This is a genomic window from Empedobacter sp. R750 (genome assembly GCF_030324345.1).
GTDB lineage: Bacteria > Bacteroidota > Bacteroidia > Flavobacteriales > Weeksellaceae > Empedobacter > Empedobacter falsenii_C.
In genome coordinates this window covers 151,531-175,131 of record NZ_JACAGF010000004.1, presented here as the reverse complement: position 1 = coordinate 175,131, position 23,601 = coordinate 151,531, and the positions used below count along the sequence as shown (strand labels likewise).

The following is a 23,601-nucleotide window of genomic DNA, read 5'->3' as shown; positions in this document are numbered from 1 at the left end:
AGTTTTGAGTTGTTTAATTATAATTATTTTGTTGTTTTAATGATTGATAATAGTTTTCTAAATCAGTCAGAATTGTAGTTTTTTCAACAGCTTCTTTCATGAAATTCATACTGAGTAATTCTTTGTTTAAAAGTGTTTCAAAAGTAAGTTGATCTATTTTTTCTAAATCATTTATAGTCAAATTTTGATTGATAAATTTTGTTCCAAATTGATCAATAATATTTTGATGAAAAGCCGCTTCTGTTTCCGTTTCATGCTGAAAAGTTTGTACAAAATCACTGATGTCTCTTTTATAAACTTCTTTGTAAGAATCGGTTAATTCTGGAATTAGATTCTTTTTTATAAAGAATTGTTGTCTTGCATGTTTTTCATTGTTCAAAAATTTTTCAAAAACTGAATTTCCAGGAATTGGATAATCTAAAATCCCTGTTTTTTCTGTCGCAATTTCTCTTACCAAATCAGGTAAAAGTGACATTCTCGTTGACGGAACAAATGTGTTTTGCGTTTGACAAAATTCGCATGTAACATAAGCAGAAACAAAATAGACTTTCTCGATTTTTAGGTTCGCTCCACATTGCACACAACAAAAATTGTTCTTTGTTGTTTCGTATTCTGCTAATAATTTTTTGAGTTTATCTTCAGAACTTTCAGCTTTTACTTGACTAAAAATATTCTCCAAAATCGAATCAATTTTATCATCAAAATCATCTAACAAAAGCGAAGTTTCATAAATCTTAGCGTCATGAGAATACATATAATCATCCGCTCTCACATCTTCATCTGAGTAATAATATGAAAAAGATTTTTTCTCAATTTGCTCTTTAAAAATCTCTTTAGCTTTAACCTTTAATGTTTCATATTGCCCTGTAATTCCAGCTTTGAAGTGAATGAATCTTATTTCATCCAAATCATTTATTTGTTGACCAGCTTCTATCGTTTCAGTTTCTAATTCCAAAGCACGCAGTTCTAATTTCAATAAAAAGCTTTTGAAACGATCAATTAAGTTGTCTAATTCTACAAAATTATTTTCCATTATTCTCTCGAATTATCTGAAGCTTTAATATGTATTCCATCGTCCAATTTTCCACTAATAAATTCGTAATTGCAATACGCACATTTGGTAACACCATCTTGTTTTGCACGACCAGCACCGCAATTTGGGCAATCTACAGTTTCTAATTTTGATTGATTTTTCATGAAATCTCCTCCAAGATTAGTTTGATTTTCTGCTTGAAGTTTCAATTTTTCAATCAATGATAATTTTGGCTTTTCGTCATTCATATTATTTTAATTTGCGACATTTTCTTCTTGTTTTCTTCCCATAAAATAGAGAATCGCACCTACGATCACGAACGCAATTTTAATTCCCCACGCAACGCCTTCGCCCCAATTGTAGATCCAAGCCAATAGACGAGGAACGGCATTAAAGAAGTTCAAAACGATTGCTAATAATCCGAAAATAGCCATGTAAGTTCCAATAGTTTTCATAAAATTTAGTTTTTAGTGGTTATAATTTATCTAATAATTCAGCTTTTTTTGACTGATATTCAGTATCTTCAATTAAGCCTAAATCATAGATTTCTTTTAATTTTTTTAGTTTATCGACAACCGATTCTTCTTGATTTTGAGTAGATTGTTGATGTGTGTTCTGTTGAATGTTTTGTTGCGTAATTCCTTGCATCATCAATCCAAGCGCAGCTGCGTCTTGCAGACTTTGTTGCATCGGATTTCCATCTTTTCCAATCGCCAAAGAAGTATTGAATTGTTGAAATTTATTCATATCATCAATCATATTCATACTACTTATTTTATCAATGTTATCGTTCACCTCTTTTGGTAAAGTCGCCGAACTAATGGTAAACTGAGTAACATCGATTCCGAATTGCTCGAAATGTGGAGCGATTAATGGTTGAATTTTTTGATTAAGTGCAGAAAGATTTCCCGCAATATCAAGCGCAGAAATATTTGCTTGAGCCAAAACTTCGGCAAAAATAGGAGCTATAAAATCACGTAATTGATGCTCTAACTCGAAAACTGTTAAGATTGGAAAAGTTCCTGCATATTTTGAAAAGAATTTTCTGACATCCGAAATTTTGATATTATAAGTTCCAAAAGCTTTGATACGAATTGGTCCAAATTGTGGGTCACGAAGCAAAACAGGAGCAGGAGTTCCCCATTTTAAATTGACAAAATCTTTTATTGAGAAATAATAAACATCTGCTTTGAAAGGAGATTGAAAACCATATTTCCAACCTTTTAATTTTGATAAAATAGGAATATTTTCGGTTGCTAAAGAAAATGTTCCTGCTGAAAAATCATCTGCAAAAACTCCTTGATTAAGAAATAATGCGGCTTGGCTTTCTCTTACGATTAATTTTGCGCCATTTTTTATCTCCTTGTCTTGATTAGGAAATTTTAACATCAATAAGTTTGGATCTTGTTCTATCCACTCGATAATTTCGATAAAAGGTCCGCTTGATGATAAATTCATGGTAGTAGTTTTTTTGAGTTGTTGTATTACAAAGTTGTAAAATCGTCACTCAAAAAAACTCACTAATTTTAGCTAAATATGGGTGAGGATTATTTAAAATATTTATCATTTCCTCACTTCATTCAATCTTTGTATCTTTGCATTTCATTCAAAAACTCCAAATTCACTCATAAGTTATGCAACAATCTAAGGCTTTGGCAATTCTAAAATCTGGTCGAAATGTATTTTTAACAGGTTCTGCGGGTGCCGGAAAAACTTATGTGTTAAACCAATACATTCAATATCTTAAACAGCATGGCGTTCCTGTTGCTATAACGGCTTCTACAGGAATTGCTGCGACGCACATGAATGGTCAAACGATACATTCTTGGGCTGGAATTGGGATAAAAGATTATGTTTCAGATCGATATTTAGCTTCGCTTCGTGACAAAAAATATTTTCGTGATAAGATGGACAAAGTAAAAGTCTTGATTATTGATGAAATCTCGATGTTGCACCGAAATCAGTTGGATGCTGTGGATTATGTTTTGAAATTTTTCAAGCAAAATGATGAACCTTTTGGAGGTGTTCAAGTGATTTTTTCGGGAGATTTTTTCCAGTTACCTCCGATTGGTGAAGAGTGGGAAGAGTCAAAATATAAATTCTGTTTTATGTCGGATGCTTGGGTGCAATCGAAAGTGCATATTTGCTATTTGACAGAACAATATCGTCAGACAAATAATGCGTTGAATGATATTTTGAATGAAATTCGTTCGGGAAATATTTCGCAAAAAACAGTTGATTTATTAGAATCTCGAATCGAATATTTTCCTGATGAAATAGATTCGCAAACGCGTTTGTACACGCATAATATGGATGTAGATCGAATCAACAAAGGTCAATTGATTAATATTGATTCTACTTCCAAAACATTTGAAGCAAAAGTTGCGGGAAATCCAGCTTTGGTTGAGGTTCTTAAAAAATCTGTTTTAGCAGAAGAAATTTTAGAATTGAAGATTGGAGCAAAAGTGATGTTTGTTCGTAACAATTTCGAAGTTGGTTTTGTAAACGGAACGCTTGGAAATGTATCAGGTTATACCGAAAAAGATGAGCCAATTATCAAAACGTTAGATGGAGAATTTTATGTTGCAAAACCAGAAACTTGGGCGATAGAGGACGAAAGCGGAAAAGCATTGGCTTCATTTACACAAGTTCCGTTGCGTTTAGCTTGGGCGATTACGATTCATAAATCGCAAGGAATGACGTTAGATTCTGCGTTTATTGATTTGTCGAAAGCATTCGAAAAAGGTCAAGGGTATGTTGCACTTTCACGTTTGCGAGATTTAAATTCGTTGATGTTACATGGTCTTAATCAAACGGCTTTAGAAATTGATTCGCTTGCAATGAAGGCTGATAGACGTTTTCAAGTTTTATCGAATGAAATGGATAAGTTTTTAGACGAAAAAGAATTGCAAAATTCTTGGGCTGCTTTTATTCGATATTCTGGTGGAACGTTGGATAAAAAGCAAATTGCAAAAAATATCGAAAAGAATAAAACCAAAGAAAAAGGTCAAAAGAAATCGACTTACGAAATCACACTAGAATATGTGAAAGAAGGCTTGACTTTGGATCAAATCTCAGAAAAAAGAGGTTTAACTACTTCAGCAATTGTGGATCATATTGGTAAAATCAAAGAAAGTGAGCCTGATTTAGATTATTCAAAATTTAAACCTTCTGACAAACTTATTGATAAAGTTCGATTGGCTTATAGTGAAATCGAATTTGAAGAGAATAAAGTTTTAAAACCAATTTACGATTATTTCAATGGTGAAATTGGTTATGAAGACATCAAAAAAGCATTACTTTTTATAGATTAAATAAAAAATGTCAGTTCAAAAATCTAAATAACTGACAAAATTGGTCAAATTATTCGAAAGGAATAATTGTTGTTAAAAGATAAGTATTAAAAATGAACGCTTTTATTAAGCATCCATAATTTACAATTTATGTCAATAGAAAACAACAATGTAGTATCAGTAAACTACTCATTACATACCATCGAAGCGAATGGTGAAAAAGTATTTGTAGAACAATCAAATGCAGAAGAGCCATTAACTTTTTTATTCGGAGCTGGAATGATGATTCCAAAATTTGAAGAAGAATTAAAAGGATTAGCAGTTGGAGATAAAAAATCATTCGTAATTACTCCAGCAGAAGGATACGGTGAAAGAGTAGAAGAAGCTGTTGCTCAATTACCTTTAGATATGTTCAAAGAATCTGGATTACCACCAGTTGGAGCAATTTTACCTTTGACTGATGATGCAGGAAATCAATTCCGTGCTTCAGTTGTAGAGGTAACAGAAGAAGCTGTTATTGCAGATTTGAATCCTCCAATGGCAGGAAAAACATTAGAATTTGAAGTTGAAGTTTTAAATGTTCGTCCAGCAACTGAGGAAGAATTATCTCACGGATACGCACATGGAGTTGACGGAACTCAAGGTCACTAAAAAATATTTTCAAAAGGCTATTTCGATAAGAGATAGCCTTTTTTGTTTTTAATTGTGAATAAATCATTAATAAATAGATTAAATCCAAGTTATATTTTTCGGCTTGCTTCAACTAAAATCTTATCTTTGTAAAACAAACAAGATTACTTACAAACAAACATGAAAATAGCTGTATTTGTTTCCGGAGGCGGAACAAATCTTCAAAATATTATTGATGCAGTTGAAGACGGAACATTGCCAAATGTCGAGATTTCGATGGTAATGACTGACCGCGACTGTTATGCAATAGAACGATCGTTAGATAAAGACATAAGAACCTATGTCTTGAACAGAAAAACTTTTTCGGAAGATGCCGAACACAATTTAATTGATGAAGACATTGATTTGATTGTTTTAGCAGGTTTCTTAACAATATTATCCCCAGAATTTACTACAAAATGGGGATCAAAAATGATTAATATTCATCCTTCATTATTACCAAAATTTGGTGGAAAAGGAATGTACGGTGCAAAAGTTCATAAAGCTGTTTTAGAAGCTGGCGAAAAAACATCAGGAGCAACTGTTCATTACGTAACTGCAGGTGTAGATGAAGGTCAAATTATTTGTCAGGGAACTTTTGAAATAGAAGAAGGTGATGAAGTAGCAGATTTGCAGCGAAAGGTAGCCGAAGTAGAAAGTAAGATTTTTATTCAGGCAATAAAGCAAATTAGTGAAGCATAAAATATAGAATGCCTCAATGTTTTGTACATTGAGGTTTTTCATTTCCGATAAATAGTAAACAAACAAAAACTTTAAAAACTAAATACAAAATGCAAAAACAAGCGCTAATCAGTGTTTCGGACAAATCAAATTTGTTAGAATTTGCAAAATTCTTAATTGAGCAAGATTATAAAATCTTATCAACTGGAGGAACTTACAAACACTTACAAGATAATGGAATCGAAGTAACAGAAGTAAAAGATGTTACTGGTTTTCCAGAAATTTTAGATGGTCGCGTAAAATCTTTACACCCAGCAATTCATGGTGGTATTATGGCTCGTCGTTCAGATGAAAACCATATGGCGACTATTGCAGAGCACGGAATTAATCCTATTGATATCGTTATTGTAAACCTTTATCCTTTCTTCGAAAAGATGAACACAGGTCTTTCTGAAGCTGAAATGATTGAGTTTATCGACATAGGTGGTCCATCAATGTTACGTTCTTCTGCAAAGAATTTTTATGATGTAACAGTTGTAACGGATGTTAATGATTATGAAGTGGTGATGAATGAAATTCGCGAGAATGGATCAACTTCTATCGAAACGCGTAAATTATGTGCTGGTAAAGTGTTCAACTTAACTTCTGCTTATGATGCGGCGATTTCTACTTACATTTTAGGTGAAGATTTTCCTCAATTTTTAGAGTCTTCTTACGAAAAAGTGATGGATTTACGTTATGGAGAAAATCCACATCAAAAAGCGGCTTATTATGTTGATAAAACGAAAAATGGCGCAATGAAAGATTTCGAATATTTACAAGGAAAAGAACTTTCTTTCAACAATATTCGTGATATGGATTTGGCTTATAAAGTGGTTTCAGAATTTGAAGAAACAACTTGTTGTGCAGTGAAACATTCAACTCCTTGTGGAGTGGCGATTGGAGATAATGTTTTAGAAGCTTATGAAAAAGCGTATGAATGTGATCCAATGTCAATTTTTGGTGGAATCATCGCTTTCAATAGAGAAGTTGATGGAAAAACTGCGGTTGAATTAAATAAAATTTTCTTAGAAATTGTCATCGCGCCTTCATTTACAGAAGAAGCGTTAGAAATTTTCAAACAAAAGAAGAATTTACGAATTATAAAAGTGAAAAATCCTGTTTCAGATAAAGTTACTTATGTAAAAGTTGATGGAGGACTAATTGTTCAGTCTACAGATAATCAGTTTTCAACAGATCTTAAAGTAGTAACAGAAGCTCAACCGACTGATCGTCAAATGACAGATTTAGTTTTTGCTCAAAAAATTGTAAAATGGGTAAAATCTAACGCGATTGTTGTAGCAACGAATGGTCAAGCTTACGGAATCGGAGGAGGTCAAACAAACCGCATTTGGGCAGCTCAACAAGCGATTGCTCGTGCAAAAGAAAAAGTGGAAGAAGATTTAGTTTTAGCTTCTGATGCATTTTTCCCTTTCCGTGATGTAGTAGATTTTGCAGCAGAAAATGGAATTAAAGCAATTATTCAACCAGGTGGATCAATTAAAGATCAAGAATCTATTGATGCTTGTAACGAACGCGAAATTCCAATGGTTTTCACAGGAATGAGACATTTTATGCACTAAAACTCGATGTGCGATATTCGTTTTGCGATGTTGGAATTTAAGATTAACTTAGTGTAAATGAGAAGTTATAGAAATTTAGACATATGGCAAAAAAGTTTGGAGATTTTGAGATTGGTTTACGATCTTTCGAATAAATTTCCAGAATCAGAAAAATATGGATTAACTGTTCAAATAAAAAGAGCCGTTGTTTCAATTCTTTCAAATATCGCGGAAGGTTCTGGAAGAAATTCAAATCAGCAAATGATTAATTTTCTATCTATTTCAAAAGGTTCTGCTTTTGAAGTTGAAGCTCAATTAATAATAGCTTTTGAGTTGAATTATATAACAGAGGCAGAATTAAATGAAGCTTTAGAATTAATTGATCATTATTGTAGAATGAATCAAAATTTTCAAAACTATTTAACAAAGAAAAACAATGGAACAAAATAATAGCGCAAACCGCGAATCGCAAACTGCAACTCGCATCTTAGTAATCGGTTCAGGTGGTCGTGAACACGCAATCGGATGGAAATTTGCTGAAGATTTTAAACAAAAAGGTCAAGAAGTAGAATTATTCTTTATTCCAGGAAATGCAGGAACAGCGCAAATTGGAACTAATGTTTCGGTTTCTTCGATTGAAGAAATGAAAAATTTCGCGAAAGAAAATCAAATTGATTTAACTTTTGTTGGACCAGAAGCTGAGTTATCGGAAGGTATCGTTGATATTTTTCAGAAAGAGAATTTAAACGTTTTCGGACCTCATAAAGCTGCTGCGCAATTGGAAGCTTCTAAAGCTTTTGCGAAGGATTTTATGGATAAATATGGTGTGAAAACAGCAAAATATAAGAATTTTCAAGGACCAATGTTGGCGATTGATTATTTGAAAACACAAGAGTATCCAATTGTAGTGAAAGCCTCTGGTTTAGCGGCTGGAAAAGGAGTGATTATCTGTCAAGATTTCGAAGAAGCGAAACAAGCTGTTTTGGATATAATGGAAGATAAAACCTTTGGTGATGCAGGAAACGAAGTGGTTATCGAAGAATATTTAGAAGGTTTTGAAGCTTCTATTTTGTCTTTCTTTAACGGGAAAAAAATCGTTCCATTTGTTTCGGCAAAAGATCATAAGAAAATCGGTGAAGGTGAAACTGGTTTGAATACTGGCGGAATGGGTGTTATTGCTCCAAATCCATTGTTTACAGATGAGCATTTCAAAATGTTCGAAGAAGAGATCATGGAGCCAACAAAATGTGGTTTAATTAAGGAAGGATTAGAGTTTGCAGGTGTTATTTTCTTTGGATTAATGATTACGACAAAAGGAGTTTATTTGTTGGAATATAACCTAAGAATGGGCGATCCAGAAACACAAACAACTTTACCTTTGTTAGAAAATGATTTGGTTGAGGTTGTAAATAAAGCAATCAAAGGAGAAGATTTCGACTTGACTTTCAAAAATCAACATGCATGTTGTGTGGTGATGGTTTCGGGAGGATATCCAGGAAATTACGACAAAGGTTTTGAGATTCGTGGTTTAGAAAAGGTAACTTGTCCTAATTTTATTGCTGGTGCAAAATTATCAGGAGAACAAATTGTTACTTCTGGTGGGCGTGTAATCAACATAGTTGGATTAGGAAATACGTTAGAAGAAGCGCGTGAAACCGCTTACGAAAACATCAAGAAAGTACATTTTGATTACGAATATTATCGAAATGATATTGGAGTAATTCAATAAAAAATACAGTTTATATTATTAAAAAATGCGTTTCAAATGAAACGCATTTTTTTTTATTTATTCTGAAAATTCGACGTGATAAACATCGCTTTTATTTCGATTTATTTTACGGTATTCAAATCCTCCAGCTTGCGGAATAATTTCGACCAAATCAAATGATTGACAACTTTTTGGCAAACCATTAAAAATTAAAGTAAAATTGAGAGACGAACCTTCTTCGATATACGTCCAATTTGGATACATCGTAATTCCGTCAGCAAAAACCAATTGACAACGTTTTCCTGACTGGTTATCAATAATAAAAGTAGAAGGCCAAATACGTGCGGCATTTGCATATTCGTCTGCCGTCATACAACAATGTATAATAACCTGACTTTCTTCTTCGATATTAGTTAAGAGTTCAGAATCAATAAAAATCTTTTCTTCAAGAATAGTTGCACTCATTATTTTGCAATTTTTTTGATGTACAATTCTTCCACTTTTGCACGTGCCCAATCTGTTTTTCGAAGAAATTTCAACGATGATTTCAAACTTGGATTATCATTAAAACATCTGATGTTAATTTGGTTTCCCAAACCTTCCCAACCGCCGTAATAAATCACTAATTCTTCGATAATATCGTCTAAACGTTTTCCGTGTAATGGATTATTTTTTTGACTTTCCATTTTGCAAATTTACGAAAATGTTGGCTTACTATTTTAAAATAAACTCTTTTAGGTTACTTTTAGATTTTCCGCTATTTTCTACCACTTTTGAAAAAACTGAATACAGAATAACACCAGAATTATGCGTAATTTGTTTCATATTGAATAGAAAAGAAATATCTAAATTTTCTGATTTTTTCGATCCAAATTTATTTTCGATTTCGTTGATTAATTTCTCTTCATCGACTAATTGATCCATCTTTAATGTATACGTTTCATCTTCTTCGTTAATATCAATCAAAGTATAAATTTGTTTGTATTGCAAAGGTGTATTGGTAAAAGGATTTGTTAATTCTACTTCGGTAACCAATGGGTTTTTAGAAAATTGACTGCCATAAAAATGATGATATTGATTTAAATCTTGCATCAAATAATTCTGAAAAAGTTCATCATTATCAATAAATTGGTAAATCATATTTTTTTCTGTTTTTTGAAAATTATCTTTTGAAATAGCTAAATCAAAAAGTTTTTTGTAGAATTTTTTGACTTCTTTTAAATTGATAATGTTTTCAACAGCCCCAAACTCATCAGTTTTATAAAGAATGGTATAATTATTAAATTCTTTTAAGTTTTTTTCAATATATTTTTTAATCTCAGGATTATCATCTGGTATTGGAAATTTTGTTTCCCATTTTAAGGTATAAGAATTTGAAGTTGAGTCAATAATAGTTAATTTTAAATCGTATTTATTTTCCTTTTTAGTAATAGTGTCAAATCTATTGTATTCGAAAGTTGACTCGATCACTTCGTATTCAAAAATGTCGCCTTTACTCCAATAAGGAATAGCATCAGCTGTTTGATTTATAGCATTATATTGCCCAAAAGTCAATGAAGATATTAAAAGTATAAACAAAAGATAAATTTGCTTCATTTTACAATGATTAAGATTTATTGTAAAGGTAAAAAGAATTGATTGCTCAATTCTTTTATTCATATTTTTCTTCCAATTGTTCTGCTAAATGTAAAATATCATCCACTCGCGCCAATTGTTCAATCCAATTGGTCGGAATTGTTTCTACATCATAATAAATTCCTGCAATTCCGCCTGCAATACATGCAATTGTGTCCGTATCATGCCCTAAATTCACAGCTTTCAAAACACAATTTTTATACGAATCTGTATGCAATAAACACCAAATAGAAGCTTCTAAACTATCCATAACATAACCAGTTGATTTAATTTCATCTTCTTTTAAATCAATTAGTTTTCCACTTAAAATTCGTTCGAAATATTGAAATTCGTTTTTATAAATTTCATTTTCTTCTAAGAATAATTTTAACCAAAAATTTGTATTCAGATAAGCTTCTTCTAAATTTTCGGAATCCAAAACATTCAACGCAAATTCAATATAATAAATACACGCCAAAACAGAACGATTGTGCGCATGCGTGATAGAAGAAACTTCTTTGACGATTTCACAACGTTCATCAATCGATAAATCTTTTGTAAAAATTGCTAAAGGAAGAATACGCATTAACGACCCATTTCCATTATCAGATTCGGCTGTAGAACCAGCTTCGGTTGGATTTTTTACAACTCGTAAACGATTTATTGCTTTTCGTGTAGAAATTCCCACATCAAACACTTCTCCGTCAGCCGTCCAATAACCTTCATGCATCCACATCTGAAATTTTTCTGCAATATCATTTACATTATAACCATTGCACAAGGATTCTGCCAAGCAAAACATCATCGAACTATCGTCAGAAAAAGTGCCTGGAGGCATATTATATGTTCCATAACCCGTCATATCGGTTACAGGATTTTGTTGCAGATATTGCCTGCTTTTAAACTCAACAGGAACTCCTAATGCGTCACCAACCGCCGATCCAATTAATATATTTTTCGAAAAATTTCTTCTATTCATAACCTTCTTTTATAAATGAAAAATAATTGTTTTTTTTGAATATATCCAAATTATTTTTGAAAATTTATAAATTAATCATAATAAATTTATTCATTTTAGATAAAATATTAAAAATTTTATAATGAATAAAAAGAATAAGTCGTATTGTCAGTTTTGAAAAAATTGGAACTGATTTTGATTAAATTATGGCACAAACTTATTAATTACTATGGCTTTTATAGATTATTATACAACATTAGGTCTGCAAAAGACCGCATCACAAGATGAGATAAAAAAAGCTTATCGGAAATTGGCACGTAAGTATCATCCCGATCTTAATCCAAATAACGATGAAGCTGCACAGAAATTTAAAGAATTAAACGAAGCAAACGAAGTGTTGAGCGATCCAGAAAAACGTAAAAAATACGATAAATATGGAGAGAATTGGCAACATGGTGAAGAATATGAAAAAGCTCGTCAGCAACAACAGCAACAATATCAATATAGTAATAGCGATTTTGATGGAGCTGAAGGTTTTGGTGATTTCGATGGCTATTCAGATTTTTTCAGTTCGATGTTTGGACGTGAAGGTAGAAGTAGATCAACAGGTTATAAAGGGCAAGATGTAAATGCCAGTTTGACACTAAATTTGACAGATACATTGACTTCGCACAAACAAACTTTTGCGGTGAATGGTAAAAATATTCGAATTACAATTCCGGCTGGAGTAGAAGATGGACAAACGATTAAGATAAAAGGTCACGGAGGAAAAGGTTATAACAATGGACCCAATGGAGATTTGTATATCACGTTTCATATCGAAAATAATACCTCGTTTGAAGTGAATGGAGCAGATTTATCTACTACTATTGTAGTCGATTTATACGATGCAATTTTGGGTGGAGAAGCAATGGTTGATACGCTTTCTGGAAAAGTAAAAGTTCCGATAAAAGAAGGAACGGAAAATAATAAAAAGGTAAAATTGAAAGGAAAAGGTTTGCCAATTTATAAGAAAGATGATCAATTTGGAGATTTGTATGTGACATTTTCTGTAAAAACTCCAACTAATTTATCAGCAGAAGAGAAAGAATTATTCGAGAAATTACGTTCACTTAAAAAAGCTTAAAACCATGAAAAATGTAACGATATCTGTTATTCAGTTTAGTAAATATCATCAGATTGAACCTCAATTTGTGATTGATTTGTACAAAAATGATTTGGTTGTTTTGCATGAACGTAACCAAGAATATTTTATCGAAGAAAATGATTTGAAATTAATCGAACGATTTATTGAATTTCATTATAATTTGGGCGTTAATTTAGAAGGTTTAGAAGTGATTCATCATCTTTTGAAACAAATCGAAACTCTACAAAAACAACTTAAATAATCGAAATCAAAAGCAACCTTTGCAGAAAACTGCAAAGGTTGTCTTATTTTTGCATAAATATTTTTGTATGGATACTCCCGAAAAGAAGAGTAAATTAAAAAAATTACATTCGCGCAATCGTCATTTAGCGCCTTATAATTTCGAAAAATTGTGTGCGATTTATTCGCCACTTTCCAAATATATCAAACCCAATAAAGAGAACGAACCAACGATTAATTTCTCGGATAGAGAAGCTGTAAAAGCGTTGAACAAAGCGTTGTTGAAAACATATTATGACATCGATTATTGGGAATTGCCAAAAGATAATTTGTGTCCGCCAATTCCTGGTCGCGCCGATTATATTCATTACGTTGCCGATATTTTGGGCGAAAGTTTCGATGGAGTAATTCCGCGAGGAAAAGATGTAAAAGTCTTGGACGTTGGTGTTGGTGCGAATTGTATTTATCCGATTATTGGAAATTACGAATACGATTGGAATTTTGTTGGTGCAGAGTTGGATTATGCTTCTTTCAAAAATGCGGAAGAAATTGTCAAGAAAAATGCTCGATTACGTAACAAAGTTGAGATTAGAATGCAATTTAATCCAAACAATATTTTCAAAAATATCATCAAACAAGGCGAAAAATTTGATATTACAATTTGTAATCCTCCATTTTTTAGATCAAATCAAGAAGTGATGGAGCAAACAATGCGTAAACTGAAAAACTTGGGTCAAAAATCTGATCAAAAACCAATTCAAAACTTTGGTGGAAATAATTCTGAGCTTTGGTGTAGAGGAGGAGAGCGCCTGTTTATCACAAAAATGATAAAAGAAAGTGCAGACTATAAACATCAAGTAAAATGGTTTACAACATTGGTTTCTAAGAAAGAAAATGTTCGAATTTTAGAAGGAATTTTAAAACGCGAAAAAGTAAGAGATTACCGAATTGTAAATATGCAACAAGGGAATAAAATTTCGCGTTTATTAGTTTGGAGATTTTAATTGATTTATTTTTAATTTATTAAAGATTTTATTTAAAATTATTCCAAATTTTTCTGAAGGGTTTATTCGGTTTAAGATTTGTTTTACCTTGTATAAACAAAATTATTACAAATGAAAACAAATAGAATAATGGCTTCTTTGGGAGTTTTAGCGTTGATGTTTAGTATCTTTTCGTTTACAACTTCTCGCCAAATTGACACAGGAAAAGCAATTTCAAGTTCAGAATGGAAAAACCTAAAAGTGTTACCACAAAACATTTCAGAAGATAGTTTGAAAGGTTTGATGCGCGGATATAATGCTGCTTTAGGTGTGAAATGTAATTTTTGCCACGCCGAAAATCCAGATACGAAAAAGATGGATTTTGCAAGTGATGCAAAAAAAGAAAAGGAATTTGCACGTCATATGATTGTGATGACACGTGATATAAACGCAAAAAATTTCAACTGGGAAAACTCAAAAAATCCAGAAATGATCAATGTTGTAACATGTGTAATGTGCCACAGAGGTAACGAAAGTCCTACAAAATCATTGATTGAGCCTGTAAACGTTGAGTTGAAAAACGTGAAAGATGTTGCAAAAGAAAAATTAGCTCCAGCATCTGGTTCAGCGAAAGTTGAGAAAAAATAAAGAATAGAAATATAAGCTCCATTTTTGGAGCTTTTTTTATAAATTTAAGCTTGTTAACATTATTGGTATGATTAAATTTTTATGCATTCTTGTTGCTTTATCGATATTTAGTTGTAATAAAACAGAAAGAAATATTCAAAATAACTCGGTTACAAAATCCGGTTCTAAAGACTTAATCGTAAAAAAATATTATCTTGGTTTTGGAAAGTATTCTCATCCATTAGATTTATATGATGAGTTTGAAATGAAAGATTCAACTAATGTTAAAAATGCTTATTATATTGGATATTATAGAGATAATAGATTAGTCAAAATTGAAAAATATCTTCATCAAAATTTTGAATATGGATTTATTTATAATTACAATGAAAATGGAGATCTAGAAAAAGTTATTAATTTACCAATAGAAGATAAAAAGTGAGATGTATAAAATTTAAAAAAGCCATTCGTAAGAATGGCTTTTTTAAATTTATTTCGAAGTAATAATCTACTCTTTAACCTCCGATTTATTCGAAATTAGCGACCAAATAATTGTTGTTAATAGAACTCCACCAATGATTGATAATGAAACTGTCGATTCGAAATGATAGAATGGCATAATAATCATTTTAATTCCGATAAAACTTAAAATAATCGCTAAACCGTAATGTAGTTTATTGAATTTATCCATTGAATTTGCCAACAAGAAATACAATGAACGTAGTCCTAAAATGGCAAAAATATTAGATGAATATAGAATAAATGGATCGTCTGGAGCAACGGCAAAAATAGCAGGAATACTATCTACAGCGAAAACTAAATCAGTTACTTCAATTACCATTAAAGCTACAAAAAGAGGTGTTGCCATTTTAATTCCGTTTTGTACAGAAAAGAATTTATCTCCATCAAAATTTGGTGTAACCTTAAAGAATTTGTGTACTAATTTAACACCAAAATTCTGCGATAAATCTTGATTTTCATCATCGTCACTTGATTTCCAAGATTTGATTCCAGCAACGATTAAGAAGAATCCGAACAGTGTTAAAACGACATTTGGACGGAAGAATTGTTTTGCTGCAAAATTTGCATGAGTCGCTTCATCACCAAGATTAAAGTGCCAATCTCCAATTGAAAAAGCTGGTAAATAAGTCATTTTAATTAATTCAACTCCTGCAAAAATAAAGATTGCTCTAAAAAGAAGAGCACCTAAAATTCCCCAAAAAAGGACTTTATGTTGATATTCTTTTGGAATTTTAAAGAATCCAAAAACGAGGATGAAGACGAATAAATTATCCACGGATAAGGCTTTTTCTATCCAATATGCTGCCTGAAATTGCGAAAATTTATTGATGGCAAATGCATGTCCATCTGCTTCTTTAAAAACGAAATAAATTACACCACTAAAAATCATCGCCAAGGAAATCCAAACGACAGTCCAAGTAAGCGCTTCTTTGTTCGAAACTGCGTGCGCATTTTTATTAAAAACACCCAAATCAAGCAGCAACATAATAATTACTGCAACCCCAAAAACAGTTATTAGTCCAGGATGATTCAACATGCTATCCTGTACAACACTGAAAATACTCATATAAATTTATTTAATTTGACAATTTACTATAAATTTACCAATCCTAACTCGATTGGCCTTTAAAAAATGTTTCTAAAAAAGAAAAAACAAGCAAAATTAATTTATTCCGGAATGAAAAGAGTAATCGCATACGTATTCTTAACAATTATTTTACCTATAGCTTCGAAAGCGCAACACGTTTCGCCATTGTACAAAGATTCTATTCAGATGAAATGGGTGGATGAAAAGTACAATTCTATGTCGTTGGAAGAGAAAGTAGGTCAGTTATTTATCGTTGCAGCCTATACAAACAGAGATGCGGTGCATGAGAATGATATTCAAAAATTAATTGAAGAAGAACATATCGGAGGATTAATTTTTATGCAAGATCAAGCGGCTCATCAAATTGAGTTGACAAATAAATTTCAATCGATTTCTAAAATTCCATTATTGATTGGTATGGATGCAGAATGGGGATTGGCAATGAGATTGAAAGGAGTGGAGCGTTTTCCTTGGAATATGACGCTTGGCGCTTTACGCGATAATAAATTGGTTTATCAAGTTGGAAAACAAATTGGTATACAAGCGAATAGAATGGGCGTCCAGTTTAATTTTTCGCCTTCGGTTGATGTCAATGTTAATCCAAATAACCCAATTATTGGGAATCGTTCTTTTGGTTCAAATCCTGATCGGGTTGCAGAAAAAGGAATTGCTTATATGGAAGGAATGCGTGCTCAAAACGTGTTATCGTCTGCAAAACATTTTCCTGGACATGGAAATACAGATCAAGATTCGCACAAAGTTTTGCCTTTAATTCCAGATAATAAAGCGGATTTAGAGAAATATCACATTGCGCCTTTTAAGAAAATGATTGAGGCAGGTGTGCAGTCAATTATGGTGGCGCATCTAAATGTTCCAGCTTTAGAACCAGATCCAAAAATGCCTTCGACGTTGTCAAAAAATATTATTACAGATTATTTGAAAGGTGAGTTACAATTCAAAGGAATTGTGATTACAGATGCATTGAATATGGATGGTGTAGCAAAAATGTTTCCTGCTGGTGATGTGGATTACAGAGCATTTGTAGCTGGAAATGATATTTTGTTGTTTTCGCAAAATGTACATGTTGGGAAACAAAAAATTATTGATGCAATAAATAAAGGTCAGATTTCTGAAGCGCGTTTAGAAGAAAGTGTGAAGAAAATTTTGATGGCGAAATATATCACAGGATTAAATGAAATTAAAACGTTAAATCCTACAAATGTGTTAGAAGATTTAAATTCTGCCGAAAATTTAGCATTAACAACTAAAATTTTTGAGAAAGCTTCGACAGTTGTGAAGAATAATGATAAAGTTTTGCCAATTAAAAAATTAAATCAAAAAATAGCTTTTGTTCCGCTTGAACAAACAGATTATGATCAATTTTTGACACATTTACAAAAATATGCAAATGTTGAGTTAGTTAAAATTTCAAATCCAAATCAAATCAATTTATTGAATGATTATGATGTGATTATTTCTGGAGCGTTTTTATCGAATGAAACGGTTTATAAACCTTATAAATTGTCAGATAATTCGAAAGCAATTTTGAAAGCGTTACCAAAAGACAAAAAGAAAATCTTTTCGTTATTCACAAGTCCTTATGGTTTGAAAGATCTTGATTTATCAAATTTGGATGCGGTTACAGTTCAATATCAAAATACAAAAGATGCACAAGCAGCTGCTGCACAAGTTATTTTTGGAGCAATTGATGCAGATGGAACGTTTCCAGTAGATATCAATCAAAATTTGAAAGAAGGACAAGGAATTGTAACAAAACACATCAAACGTTTAGGATTTACTGCACCTGAAAATGTGAGTTTAGGAAAAAAAAACTCTTAGAAATAGATAGACTTGCCGAAGAAGCAATTGCAAATCATTACACGCCTGGAATGCAAATTTTAGTCGCAAAAGATGGGAAAATAGTGTATGATAAAAGCTTCGGAACACAAGATAAAAATTCTTCCAAAAAAGTGGAGTGGACAGATTTATATGATGTCGCTTCGGTAACAAAGGTGACGGCAACGTTGCCTTTGTTGATGTTGGAGGTAAACGAAGGCAAGTTAAACCTTGATCAAACAATTGGAGAAATTGATAATGAAGCGAAGAATTCAAACAAATCTTCTTTAAAAGTTCGTGAAGTATTAGCGCATCAAGCTGGTCTTAAACCTTGGATTGGTTTTTACAATGAAACTGTCAATGTAAAAAATGCGCGATTATATTTAGATTTCTATTCGAGAAAACAAGATGAAGAACATCAAATAAAAGTTACGGATAACATTTATATTATCAATTCTATAAAAGATACGATTTACGAAGATATTTATAAATCTTCTTTAAGTCGTAAATCATATGAATATTCAGATTTGGGTTATTATATTTTCAAAAAGAAATTAGAAAAAGATTTTGGGAAAGATCTGAATCAACTGACACAAGAGAAATTTTATCAATCATTGGGAATGTATCGCACAACGTTCAATCCAAAAGAAAAATTTAGTTTAGAAGATATTATTCCAACCGAATACGACAAAACATATAGAAATCAATTGATACATGGTTTTGTACACGATCAAGGCGCTGCGATGATGGGCGGAATTGCTGGTCATGCTGGTTTATTTTCCAATTCGATTGATTTAGCAAAATTGATGCAAATGTATTTGAATGGAGGCGAATATGGTGATGAGGTTTATTTGAAGCCAGAAACGGTGGCGGAATTTACCAAACAACAATTCAAAGGCAATCATCGTGGAGCTGGTTTTGATAAAATGCAAACAACGTCTAAAATAGGTCCATCAGTCGAAAGTTTTGGTCATACAGGTTTTACAGGAACAATGGTTTGGGCTGATCCTAAATATAATATAGTGTATATTTTTCTTTCGAATCGTGTGAATGAAACAGTCGAGCCAAATTATCTTTCCATTAAAAAAGTGCGAGAAAATATTCGACAAGTAATTTATGAAGCAATTTTACCTTAAATTTGTCTAAATAAAAATCGCGAATGAAAATAGGAATTGTATGCTACCCAACTTACGGAGGAAGTGGAATTGTGGCAACAGAACTGGGAATGGATTTAGCAGAAAAAGGTCATGAAGTACATTTTTTTAGCACAAATGTTCCTGCGAGATTAAACATCAAATTACCAAATATATACTTTCATCGAATTCATGTCGAAACGTATCCATTGTTCCAATATCAGCCATACGATTTGGCATTGAGCACAATTTTGTATGATAAAGTTTTGCATTACGAATTAGATTTGGTGCATGTACATTATGCGATTCCGCATGCGTATGCAGCGTATTTTACGAAGCAAATGTTGGCGCGAAAAGGGTATAAATTACCAATTGTAACAACATTGCACGGAACGGATATTACGTTGGTAGGGAAACATCCTGTGTATAAAACGGCTGTTGAATTTTCGATTAACGAATCGGATGCCGTAACATCGGTTTCCGAAAGTTTGAAACAAGATACTTTATGTGCATTTGACATTACAAATGAGATAGAAGTTGTCCCAAACTTTATTGATAACGATCAATATTTACCAGAGAAATGTGTGTGTTGTCGTGATAATTTTGCGCAACCAAAAGAGAAAGTGATTTTACACACTTCAAACTTGAGAAAGGTAAAACGCATTGAAGATGTAATTGGAACGTTTAATTTGATTCAGAAACAAATACCATCTAAATTGATTATTGCTGGAGAAGGACCTGAGTGGGATATGGCAGATCAAATGATTCAAGAATTTGGAATTCAAGATAAAGTGAAAAGTCTTGGAATGGTAAGTGATTTGAATGATGTTTTGAAAGCCGCAGATTTATTTCTTTTACCATCCGAACAAGAAAGTTTTGGTTTGGCAGCGCTTGAAGCTATGGCAGCAAGTGTTCCGGTTATTTCGTCGAATGCAGGCGGAATTCCAGAAGTAAATGTTGATGGACTTACTGGTTTTGTTTGTCCTGTAGGAGATATCGAAATGATGGCAGAAAAGGCAATCTATATCTTAGAAGACGATAAGCGTTTGGCAGAGTTTAGTCATCAAGCAAAAGAACAAGCGATACGATTTGATAAAACGAATATTCTTCCACAATACGAAGAACTTTATCGCAAAGTCATCGCAAAATCTAAAATCGGGTAAATCCCGATTTTTTTTATATTTTTAAGTTTTAAACCAACTCAATCTATGTTGTCAAAAGTCACTTTTCCTAATCCATTTGGATTTTCAAAACCTACAAAAGAAGAAATTCAATCATTGCAAAAGAAGTATAATTTTTCTGATGAATATGCGACTTTTTTATTAGAACAAAATGGATTTAATGATTTACTCTTTTTTGATGCCGATTATAACAATTTTACCGCGAATTATACTGGCGAAGAACCTTGGCAAATGTTTGGAGGCTTATATGGCTTGAATTCTAATTCAGATTATTATGATTTGATAGAAGCGCAAGCCTATACTATTTTCGAATCTATATTTTTCAAAATTGGAACAGATCCTGGAGGAAACGAATTTGTTGAGGTTTTACAAGGCGATAAAAAAGGTTGGATTGGTTGCATCGATCACGATTTATATATCACGCATGAAACGTTAAATTCATTTCTAGAAAAAGTTGAAGAAGAAACAGATTACAAAGATTTGAACCAATTATCGCTTGAAGAATTGACCGAAATTTTAATTTCTGAAGATTTTGGAATGATGAATTTTCATGCAAAATCAATGAACGAATTTCTTGCAAATTGTTTTATAATTAAAGATCAAACTATCTTGATAAAAGATTTAGAAGCAAAATAATTATTTATCCTCATTATAAACCTTTATTGAAAAACTGACAATATATTTTATTGGCACAACGTTTGTCTTATTAATACTCGCTTTTCTAAACGCTTCAAACAAGAACTATATCGTAGTTTTTTTTGAAATTATGAAAAGCTTTCGTCAGTTAAAAATAGTTTTACTGACACTTTGAACGTACAAAAAAATTATGAACATAGACAATTTGTCATTAGCACAAGTAATGGAAGAAGAAATCGAATTAATTCCTTTGATGAGTAAAGACGAAGAAAGTAAGCTAAATAAGCAAGATATTTCTTCGGTATTGCCTATTTTATCGTTAAGAAATACTGTCTTATTTCCGGGTGTGGTTGCGCCAATTACCGCGGGTAGAGATAAATCTATACAACTTTTAACACAAGCTTACAAAGAAGATCGCATTATTGGTGTGCTTTCACAAAAAGAAATTGCTGTGGAAGATCCTACACAAGACGATTTGTATACAGTTGGTACAGTTGCGAAAATCATGCGAATGATAAAGTTGCCAGATGGAAACATTACGGTGATTTTACAAGGTATGAAACGCTTCAAAGTCAAAGAATTTGTTTCAAATGATCCTTATTTCAAGGCAGAAGTAGAAATTTTGACAGAAAAAGTTCCGACATCACGCAACAAAGAATATCCAATTATTATTGAATCAATTCGTGATTTAGCTTTTCAGATTGTAGAAGAAAATCCAATGTTGCCTTCGGAAGCTGCAGGAGCTATAAAAAGTATTGAAAGTAATACGTTTTTAATCAACTTTGTCGCGTCTAATTTGACGTTGAGTTTAGATGAAAAACAGTTATTGTTAGAGATTTCTGATATGAAACTTCGCGCAATGGAAGTGATGCGTTTTATGAATGTTGAACTTCAGAAATTGGAGTTGAAAAATACGATTCAGAATAAAGTTCGCAAAGAATTAGATCAACAACAAAAAGAATATTTCTTAAATCAACAAATCAAATCGATTCAAGAAGAGTTAGGAGGAAATTCGACTGAAGAAGAAATCAATGAAATGCGCAAACGTGCTTTAACGAAAAGTTGGAGCGAAGAAGTAGCGAATCATTTTGATAAAGAAATCAACCGTCTTTCTCGTCTAAATCCGCAAATGCCAGAACATAATATTCAGCGCAATTACCTTGAATTTATGTTGGATTTACCTTGGAATACCTTAACGAAAGATAACTTTGATATCAAGAATGCAAAGAAAATTTTAGATCATGATCATTATGGTTTAGAAGATGTGAAAGAACGTATTTTGGAGCATCTTGCAGTCTTGAAATTGAAAGGAGATATGCGTTCGCCAATTCTTTGTTTATATGGACCTCCGGGTGTTGGTAAAACATCGTTAGGGAAATCTATTTCAGAAGCGATTGGACGCAAATATGTGCGTATGTCGTTGGGTGGTTTACATGATGAATCAGAAATTCGCGGTCACCGTAAAACCTATATAGGAGCGATGCCAGGACGTATTTTACAATCAATCAAAAAATCAGAATCTTCGAATCCAGTTTTTGTTTTAGATGAGATTGATAAAATGACAGCGAGTGCGCATGGAGATCCTTCATCAGCAATGTTAGAGGTTTTAGATCCTGAGCAAAATTCAACTTTTTATGACAATTTCTTAGAAATTGGTTATGATTTGTCGAAAGTATTTTTCATTGCGACAGCCAATAATATAGGAGATATTCCAAGTCCGTTGCGCGATCGTATGGAGATGATTAATATTGCAGGTTATACAATCGAGGAAAAATCTGAAATCGTAAAACGTCACCTTTTACCAAAACAATTAACAGAACATGGCTTGAAAGAGAAAGATGTTGTGTTAGGTAAAAAAGAAATAGAATATTTAATTACGGGTTATACACGCGAATCTGGTGTTCGTAAATTGAATCAGAAAGTTGCGAAATTAGTTCGTTCGGCTGCAAAACATATTGCGTTGGAAGAAGAATTTAATACTAAATATTCAATCGAAGATATTTCGAAAATCTTAGGACCTTCTATTACACCAGATCAATATGAGAACAACGAAGTTCCGGGTGTTGTGGTTGGTTTAGCTTGGACAAGTGTTGGAGGAGATATTTTATTTATCGAATCTATTTTATCAAAAGCGAAAAATGGTGGACTTTCGATTACAGGAAACCTTGGAACTGTGATGAAAGAATCTGCGACAATTGCGTTAGAATATATCAAAGCGCATGCGGACGAATTAGGTATCAAACCAGAAGTTTTCGAGAATTATAAAGTTCATATTCACGTGCCAGAAGGTGCAACACCAAAAGATGGACCATCTGCCGGAATTACAATGTTGACATCCTTGGTTTCGTCTTTTACACAACGTAAAGTGAAAGCAAAATTGGCGATGACAGGTGAAATCACACTTCGTGGAAAAGTATTGCCAGTTGGTGGAATTAAAGAGAAAATTTTGGCAGCAAAACGTGCAAATATCAAAGAGATTATTTTGTGCGAAGATAACCGAAAAGATATCGAAGAAATTAAAGCAGAATATGTAAAAGGAATGACTTTCCATTTTGTAAAAGAAATGAAAGAAGTTTTGGAAATCGCTTTAACAAATCAAAAAGTAAAAGGAGCAAAGGTTTTGGATTAATCTGAAATCTTCTCAAAACAAAAAAAAGGAACTCAATTAGAGTT

The 23,601-nt window shown here is 32.3% G+C and carries 25 protein-coding genes; 16 read left to right on the top strand and 9 right to left on the bottom strand.

Annotation, left to right across the window (positions count from 1 at the left end; genetic code table 11):
- Positions 1-13 precede the first annotated feature (13 nt).
- From HXZ74_RS06385 to HXZ74_RS06370, 4 genes are read right to left on the bottom strand one after another with little or no spacing between them, the layout of a single operon-like run.
- Positions 14-1,033, bottom strand: a complete 1,020-nt coding sequence (locus HXZ74_RS06385; RefSeq protein ID WP_286474426.1) for a hypothetical protein — start codon at positions 1,031-1,033, stop codon at positions 14-16.
- Entirely contained in the window at positions 1,033-1,281 is a 249-nt protein-coding gene (locus HXZ74_RS06380; protein WP_286474424.1) for a hypothetical protein, read from the bottom strand. The genes HXZ74_RS06385 and HXZ74_RS06380 overlap by 1 nt, the downstream gene beginning before the upstream one ends.
- Before the next feature lie 6 nt (positions 1,282-1,287).
- A complete protein-coding gene (locus HXZ74_RS06375) occupies positions 1,288-1,488 on the bottom strand; it encodes a hypothetical protein (protein ID WP_286474422.1) in 201 nt (66 codons plus the stop codon).
- A 19-nt stretch (positions 1,489-1,507) separates the two neighbouring features.
- Positions 1,508-2,491 (bottom strand): SPFH domain-containing protein, encoded by a 984-nt coding sequence (locus HXZ74_RS06370; protein WP_286474419.1) that lies wholly within the window; start codon positions 2,489-2,491, stop codon positions 1,508-1,510.
- 176 nt (positions 2,492-2,667) lie between these two features.
- Between HXZ74_RS06370 and HXZ74_RS06365 the strand changes: the two genes are divergently transcribed.
- The 6 genes from HXZ74_RS06365 to purD all read left to right on the top strand — a co-directional run bounded on the left by HXZ74_RS06365 (position 2,668) and on the right by purD (position 9,006).
- Positions 2,668-4,347: a DEAD/DEAH box helicase gene (locus HXZ74_RS06365; RefSeq protein WP_286474416.1), complete on the top strand. Its 1,680-nt coding sequence runs from the start codon at positions 2,668-2,670 to the stop codon at positions 4,345-4,347.
- A gap of 129 nt (positions 4,348-4,476) precedes the next feature.
- Complete coding sequence (locus HXZ74_RS06360; protein ID WP_286474414.1) at positions 4,477-4,977, top strand: FKBP-type peptidyl-prolyl cis-trans isomerase; 501 nt, start codon at positions 4,477-4,479, stop codon at positions 4,975-4,977.
- A gap of 159 nt (positions 4,978-5,136) precedes the next feature.
- Entirely contained in the window at positions 5,137-5,697 is a 561-nt protein-coding gene (gene purN, locus HXZ74_RS06355; RefSeq protein ID WP_286474412.1) for a phosphoribosylglycinamide formyltransferase, read from the top strand.
- 89 nt (positions 5,698-5,786) lie between these two features.
- Positions 5,787-7,298 (top strand): bifunctional phosphoribosylaminoimidazolecarboxamide formyltransferase/IMP cyclohydrolase, encoded by a 1,512-nt coding sequence (gene purH, locus HXZ74_RS06350; RefSeq protein ID WP_286474408.1) that lies wholly within the window; start codon positions 5,787-5,789, stop codon positions 7,296-7,298.
- A gap of 57 nt (positions 7,299-7,355) precedes the next feature.
- Positions 7,356-7,727 carry a four helix bundle protein gene (locus HXZ74_RS06345; RefSeq protein WP_280036527.1) on the top strand — a complete coding sequence of 124 codons (372 nt, stop codon included), beginning with the start codon at positions 7,356-7,358 and terminating at the stop codon, positions 7,725-7,727.
- On the top strand, positions 7,714-9,006 hold the full coding sequence (gene purD / locus HXZ74_RS06340) for a phosphoribosylamine--glycine ligase (protein ID WP_286474406.1): 1,293 nt from the start codon (positions 7,714-7,716) through the stop codon (positions 9,004-9,006). The genes HXZ74_RS06345 and purD overlap by 14 nt, the downstream gene beginning before the upstream one ends.
- Positions 9,007-9,063: 57 nt before the next feature.
- Here the strand turns inward: purD and HXZ74_RS06335 are convergent, their stop codons facing one another.
- The 4 genes from HXZ74_RS06335 to HXZ74_RS06320 are packed head-to-tail and all read right to left on the bottom strand — an operon-like array spanning position 9,064 to position 11,578.
- Positions 9,064-9,450 (bottom strand): hypothetical protein, encoded by a 387-nt coding sequence (locus tag HXZ74_RS06335; protein WP_286474402.1) that lies wholly within the window; start codon positions 9,448-9,450, stop codon positions 9,064-9,066.
- Positions 9,450-9,671 (bottom strand): VF530 family protein, encoded by a 222-nt coding sequence (locus tag HXZ74_RS06330; RefSeq protein WP_038332359.1) that lies wholly within the window; start codon positions 9,669-9,671, stop codon positions 9,450-9,452. Before HXZ74_RS06330 ends, HXZ74_RS06335 begins: the two co-directional genes overlap by 1 nt.
- A gap of 28 nt (positions 9,672-9,699) precedes the next feature.
- Complete coding sequence (locus HXZ74_RS06325) at positions 9,700-10,644, bottom strand: hypothetical protein (protein ID WP_038332357.1); 945 nt, start codon at positions 10,642-10,644, stop codon at positions 9,700-9,702.
- The gene (locus tag HXZ74_RS06320) at positions 10,637-11,578 is read right to left on the bottom strand and encodes an ADP-ribosylglycohydrolase family protein (protein ID WP_286474399.1); all 942 of its coding nucleotides are present in this window, start codon (positions 11,576-11,578) and stop codon (positions 10,637-10,639) included. The genes HXZ74_RS06325 and HXZ74_RS06320 overlap by 8 nt, the downstream gene beginning before the upstream one ends.
- 208 nt (positions 11,579-11,786) lie before the next feature.
- On the opposite strand from HXZ74_RS06320, the gene HXZ74_RS06315 reads away from it, so the two are divergent.
- From HXZ74_RS06315 to HXZ74_RS06295, 5 genes are all read left to right on the top strand, one after another.
- Positions 11,787-12,683: a DnaJ C-terminal domain-containing protein gene (locus tag HXZ74_RS06315; RefSeq protein WP_280051524.1), complete on the top strand. Its 897-nt coding sequence runs from the start codon at positions 11,787-11,789 to the stop codon at positions 12,681-12,683.
- A gap of 4 nt (positions 12,684-12,687) precedes the next feature.
- On the top strand, positions 12,688-12,945 hold the full coding sequence (locus tag HXZ74_RS06310) for a chaperone modulator CbpM (RefSeq protein WP_125349027.1): 258 nt from the start codon (positions 12,688-12,690) through the stop codon (positions 12,943-12,945).
- A gap of 67 nt (positions 12,946-13,012) precedes the next feature.
- Complete coding sequence (rlmF, locus tag HXZ74_RS06305) at positions 13,013-13,927, top strand: 23S rRNA (adenine(1618)-N(6))-methyltransferase RlmF (RefSeq protein WP_114999549.1); 915 nt, start codon at positions 13,013-13,015, stop codon at positions 13,925-13,927.
- Between the two features lie 111 nt (positions 13,928-14,038).
- Positions 14,039-14,554 (top strand): c-type cytochrome, encoded by a 516-nt coding sequence (locus HXZ74_RS06300; RefSeq protein ID WP_286474397.1) that lies wholly within the window; start codon positions 14,039-14,041, stop codon positions 14,552-14,554.
- A 67-nt stretch (positions 14,555-14,621) separates the two neighbouring features.
- A complete protein-coding gene (locus tag HXZ74_RS06295) occupies positions 14,622-14,975 on the top strand; it encodes a hypothetical protein (protein WP_052217580.1) in 354 nt (117 codons plus the stop codon).
- Positions 14,976-15,041: 66 nt separating this feature from the next.
- Here the strand turns inward: HXZ74_RS06295 and HXZ74_RS06290 are convergent, their stop codons facing one another.
- Positions 15,042-16,121: a TerC family protein gene (locus HXZ74_RS06290; RefSeq protein ID WP_180904861.1), complete on the bottom strand. Its 1,080-nt coding sequence runs from the start codon at positions 16,119-16,121 to the stop codon at positions 15,042-15,044.
- A gap of 111 nt (positions 16,122-16,232) precedes the next feature.
- On the opposite strand from HXZ74_RS06290, the gene HXZ74_RS06285 reads away from it, so the two are divergent.
- The 5 genes from HXZ74_RS06285 to lon all read left to right on the top strand — a co-directional run bounded on the left by HXZ74_RS06285 (position 16,233) and on the right by lon (position 23,557).
- Positions 16,233-17,981 (top strand): glycoside hydrolase family 3 protein, encoded by a 1,749-nt coding sequence (locus tag HXZ74_RS06285; RefSeq protein WP_286474395.1) that lies wholly within the window; start codon positions 16,233-16,235, stop codon positions 17,979-17,981.
- 2 nt (positions 17,982-17,983) lie between these two features.
- The gene (locus tag HXZ74_RS06280; protein ID WP_114999558.1) at positions 17,984-19,114 is read left to right on the top strand and encodes a serine hydrolase domain-containing protein; all 1,131 of its coding nucleotides are present in this window, start codon (positions 17,984-17,986) and stop codon (positions 19,112-19,114) included.
- Positions 19,115-19,137: 23 nt separating this feature from the next.
- Positions 19,138-20,274: an N-acetyl-alpha-D-glucosaminyl L-malate synthase BshA gene (gene bshA / locus HXZ74_RS06275; protein ID WP_038332343.1), complete on the top strand. Its 1,137-nt coding sequence runs from the start codon at positions 19,138-19,140 to the stop codon at positions 20,272-20,274.
- A 45-nt stretch (positions 20,275-20,319) separates the two neighbouring features.
- On the top strand, positions 20,320-20,928 hold the full coding sequence (locus HXZ74_RS06270) for an SMI1/KNR4 family protein (RefSeq protein WP_280061620.1): 609 nt from the start codon (positions 20,320-20,322) through the stop codon (positions 20,926-20,928).
- 190 nt (positions 20,929-21,118) lie between these two features.
- Positions 21,119-23,557, top strand: a complete 2,439-nt coding sequence (gene lon, locus HXZ74_RS06265) for an endopeptidase La (RefSeq protein WP_280061621.1) — start codon at positions 21,119-21,121, stop codon at positions 23,555-23,557.
- The last annotated feature ends 44 nt before the right edge of the window (positions 23,558-23,601 follow it).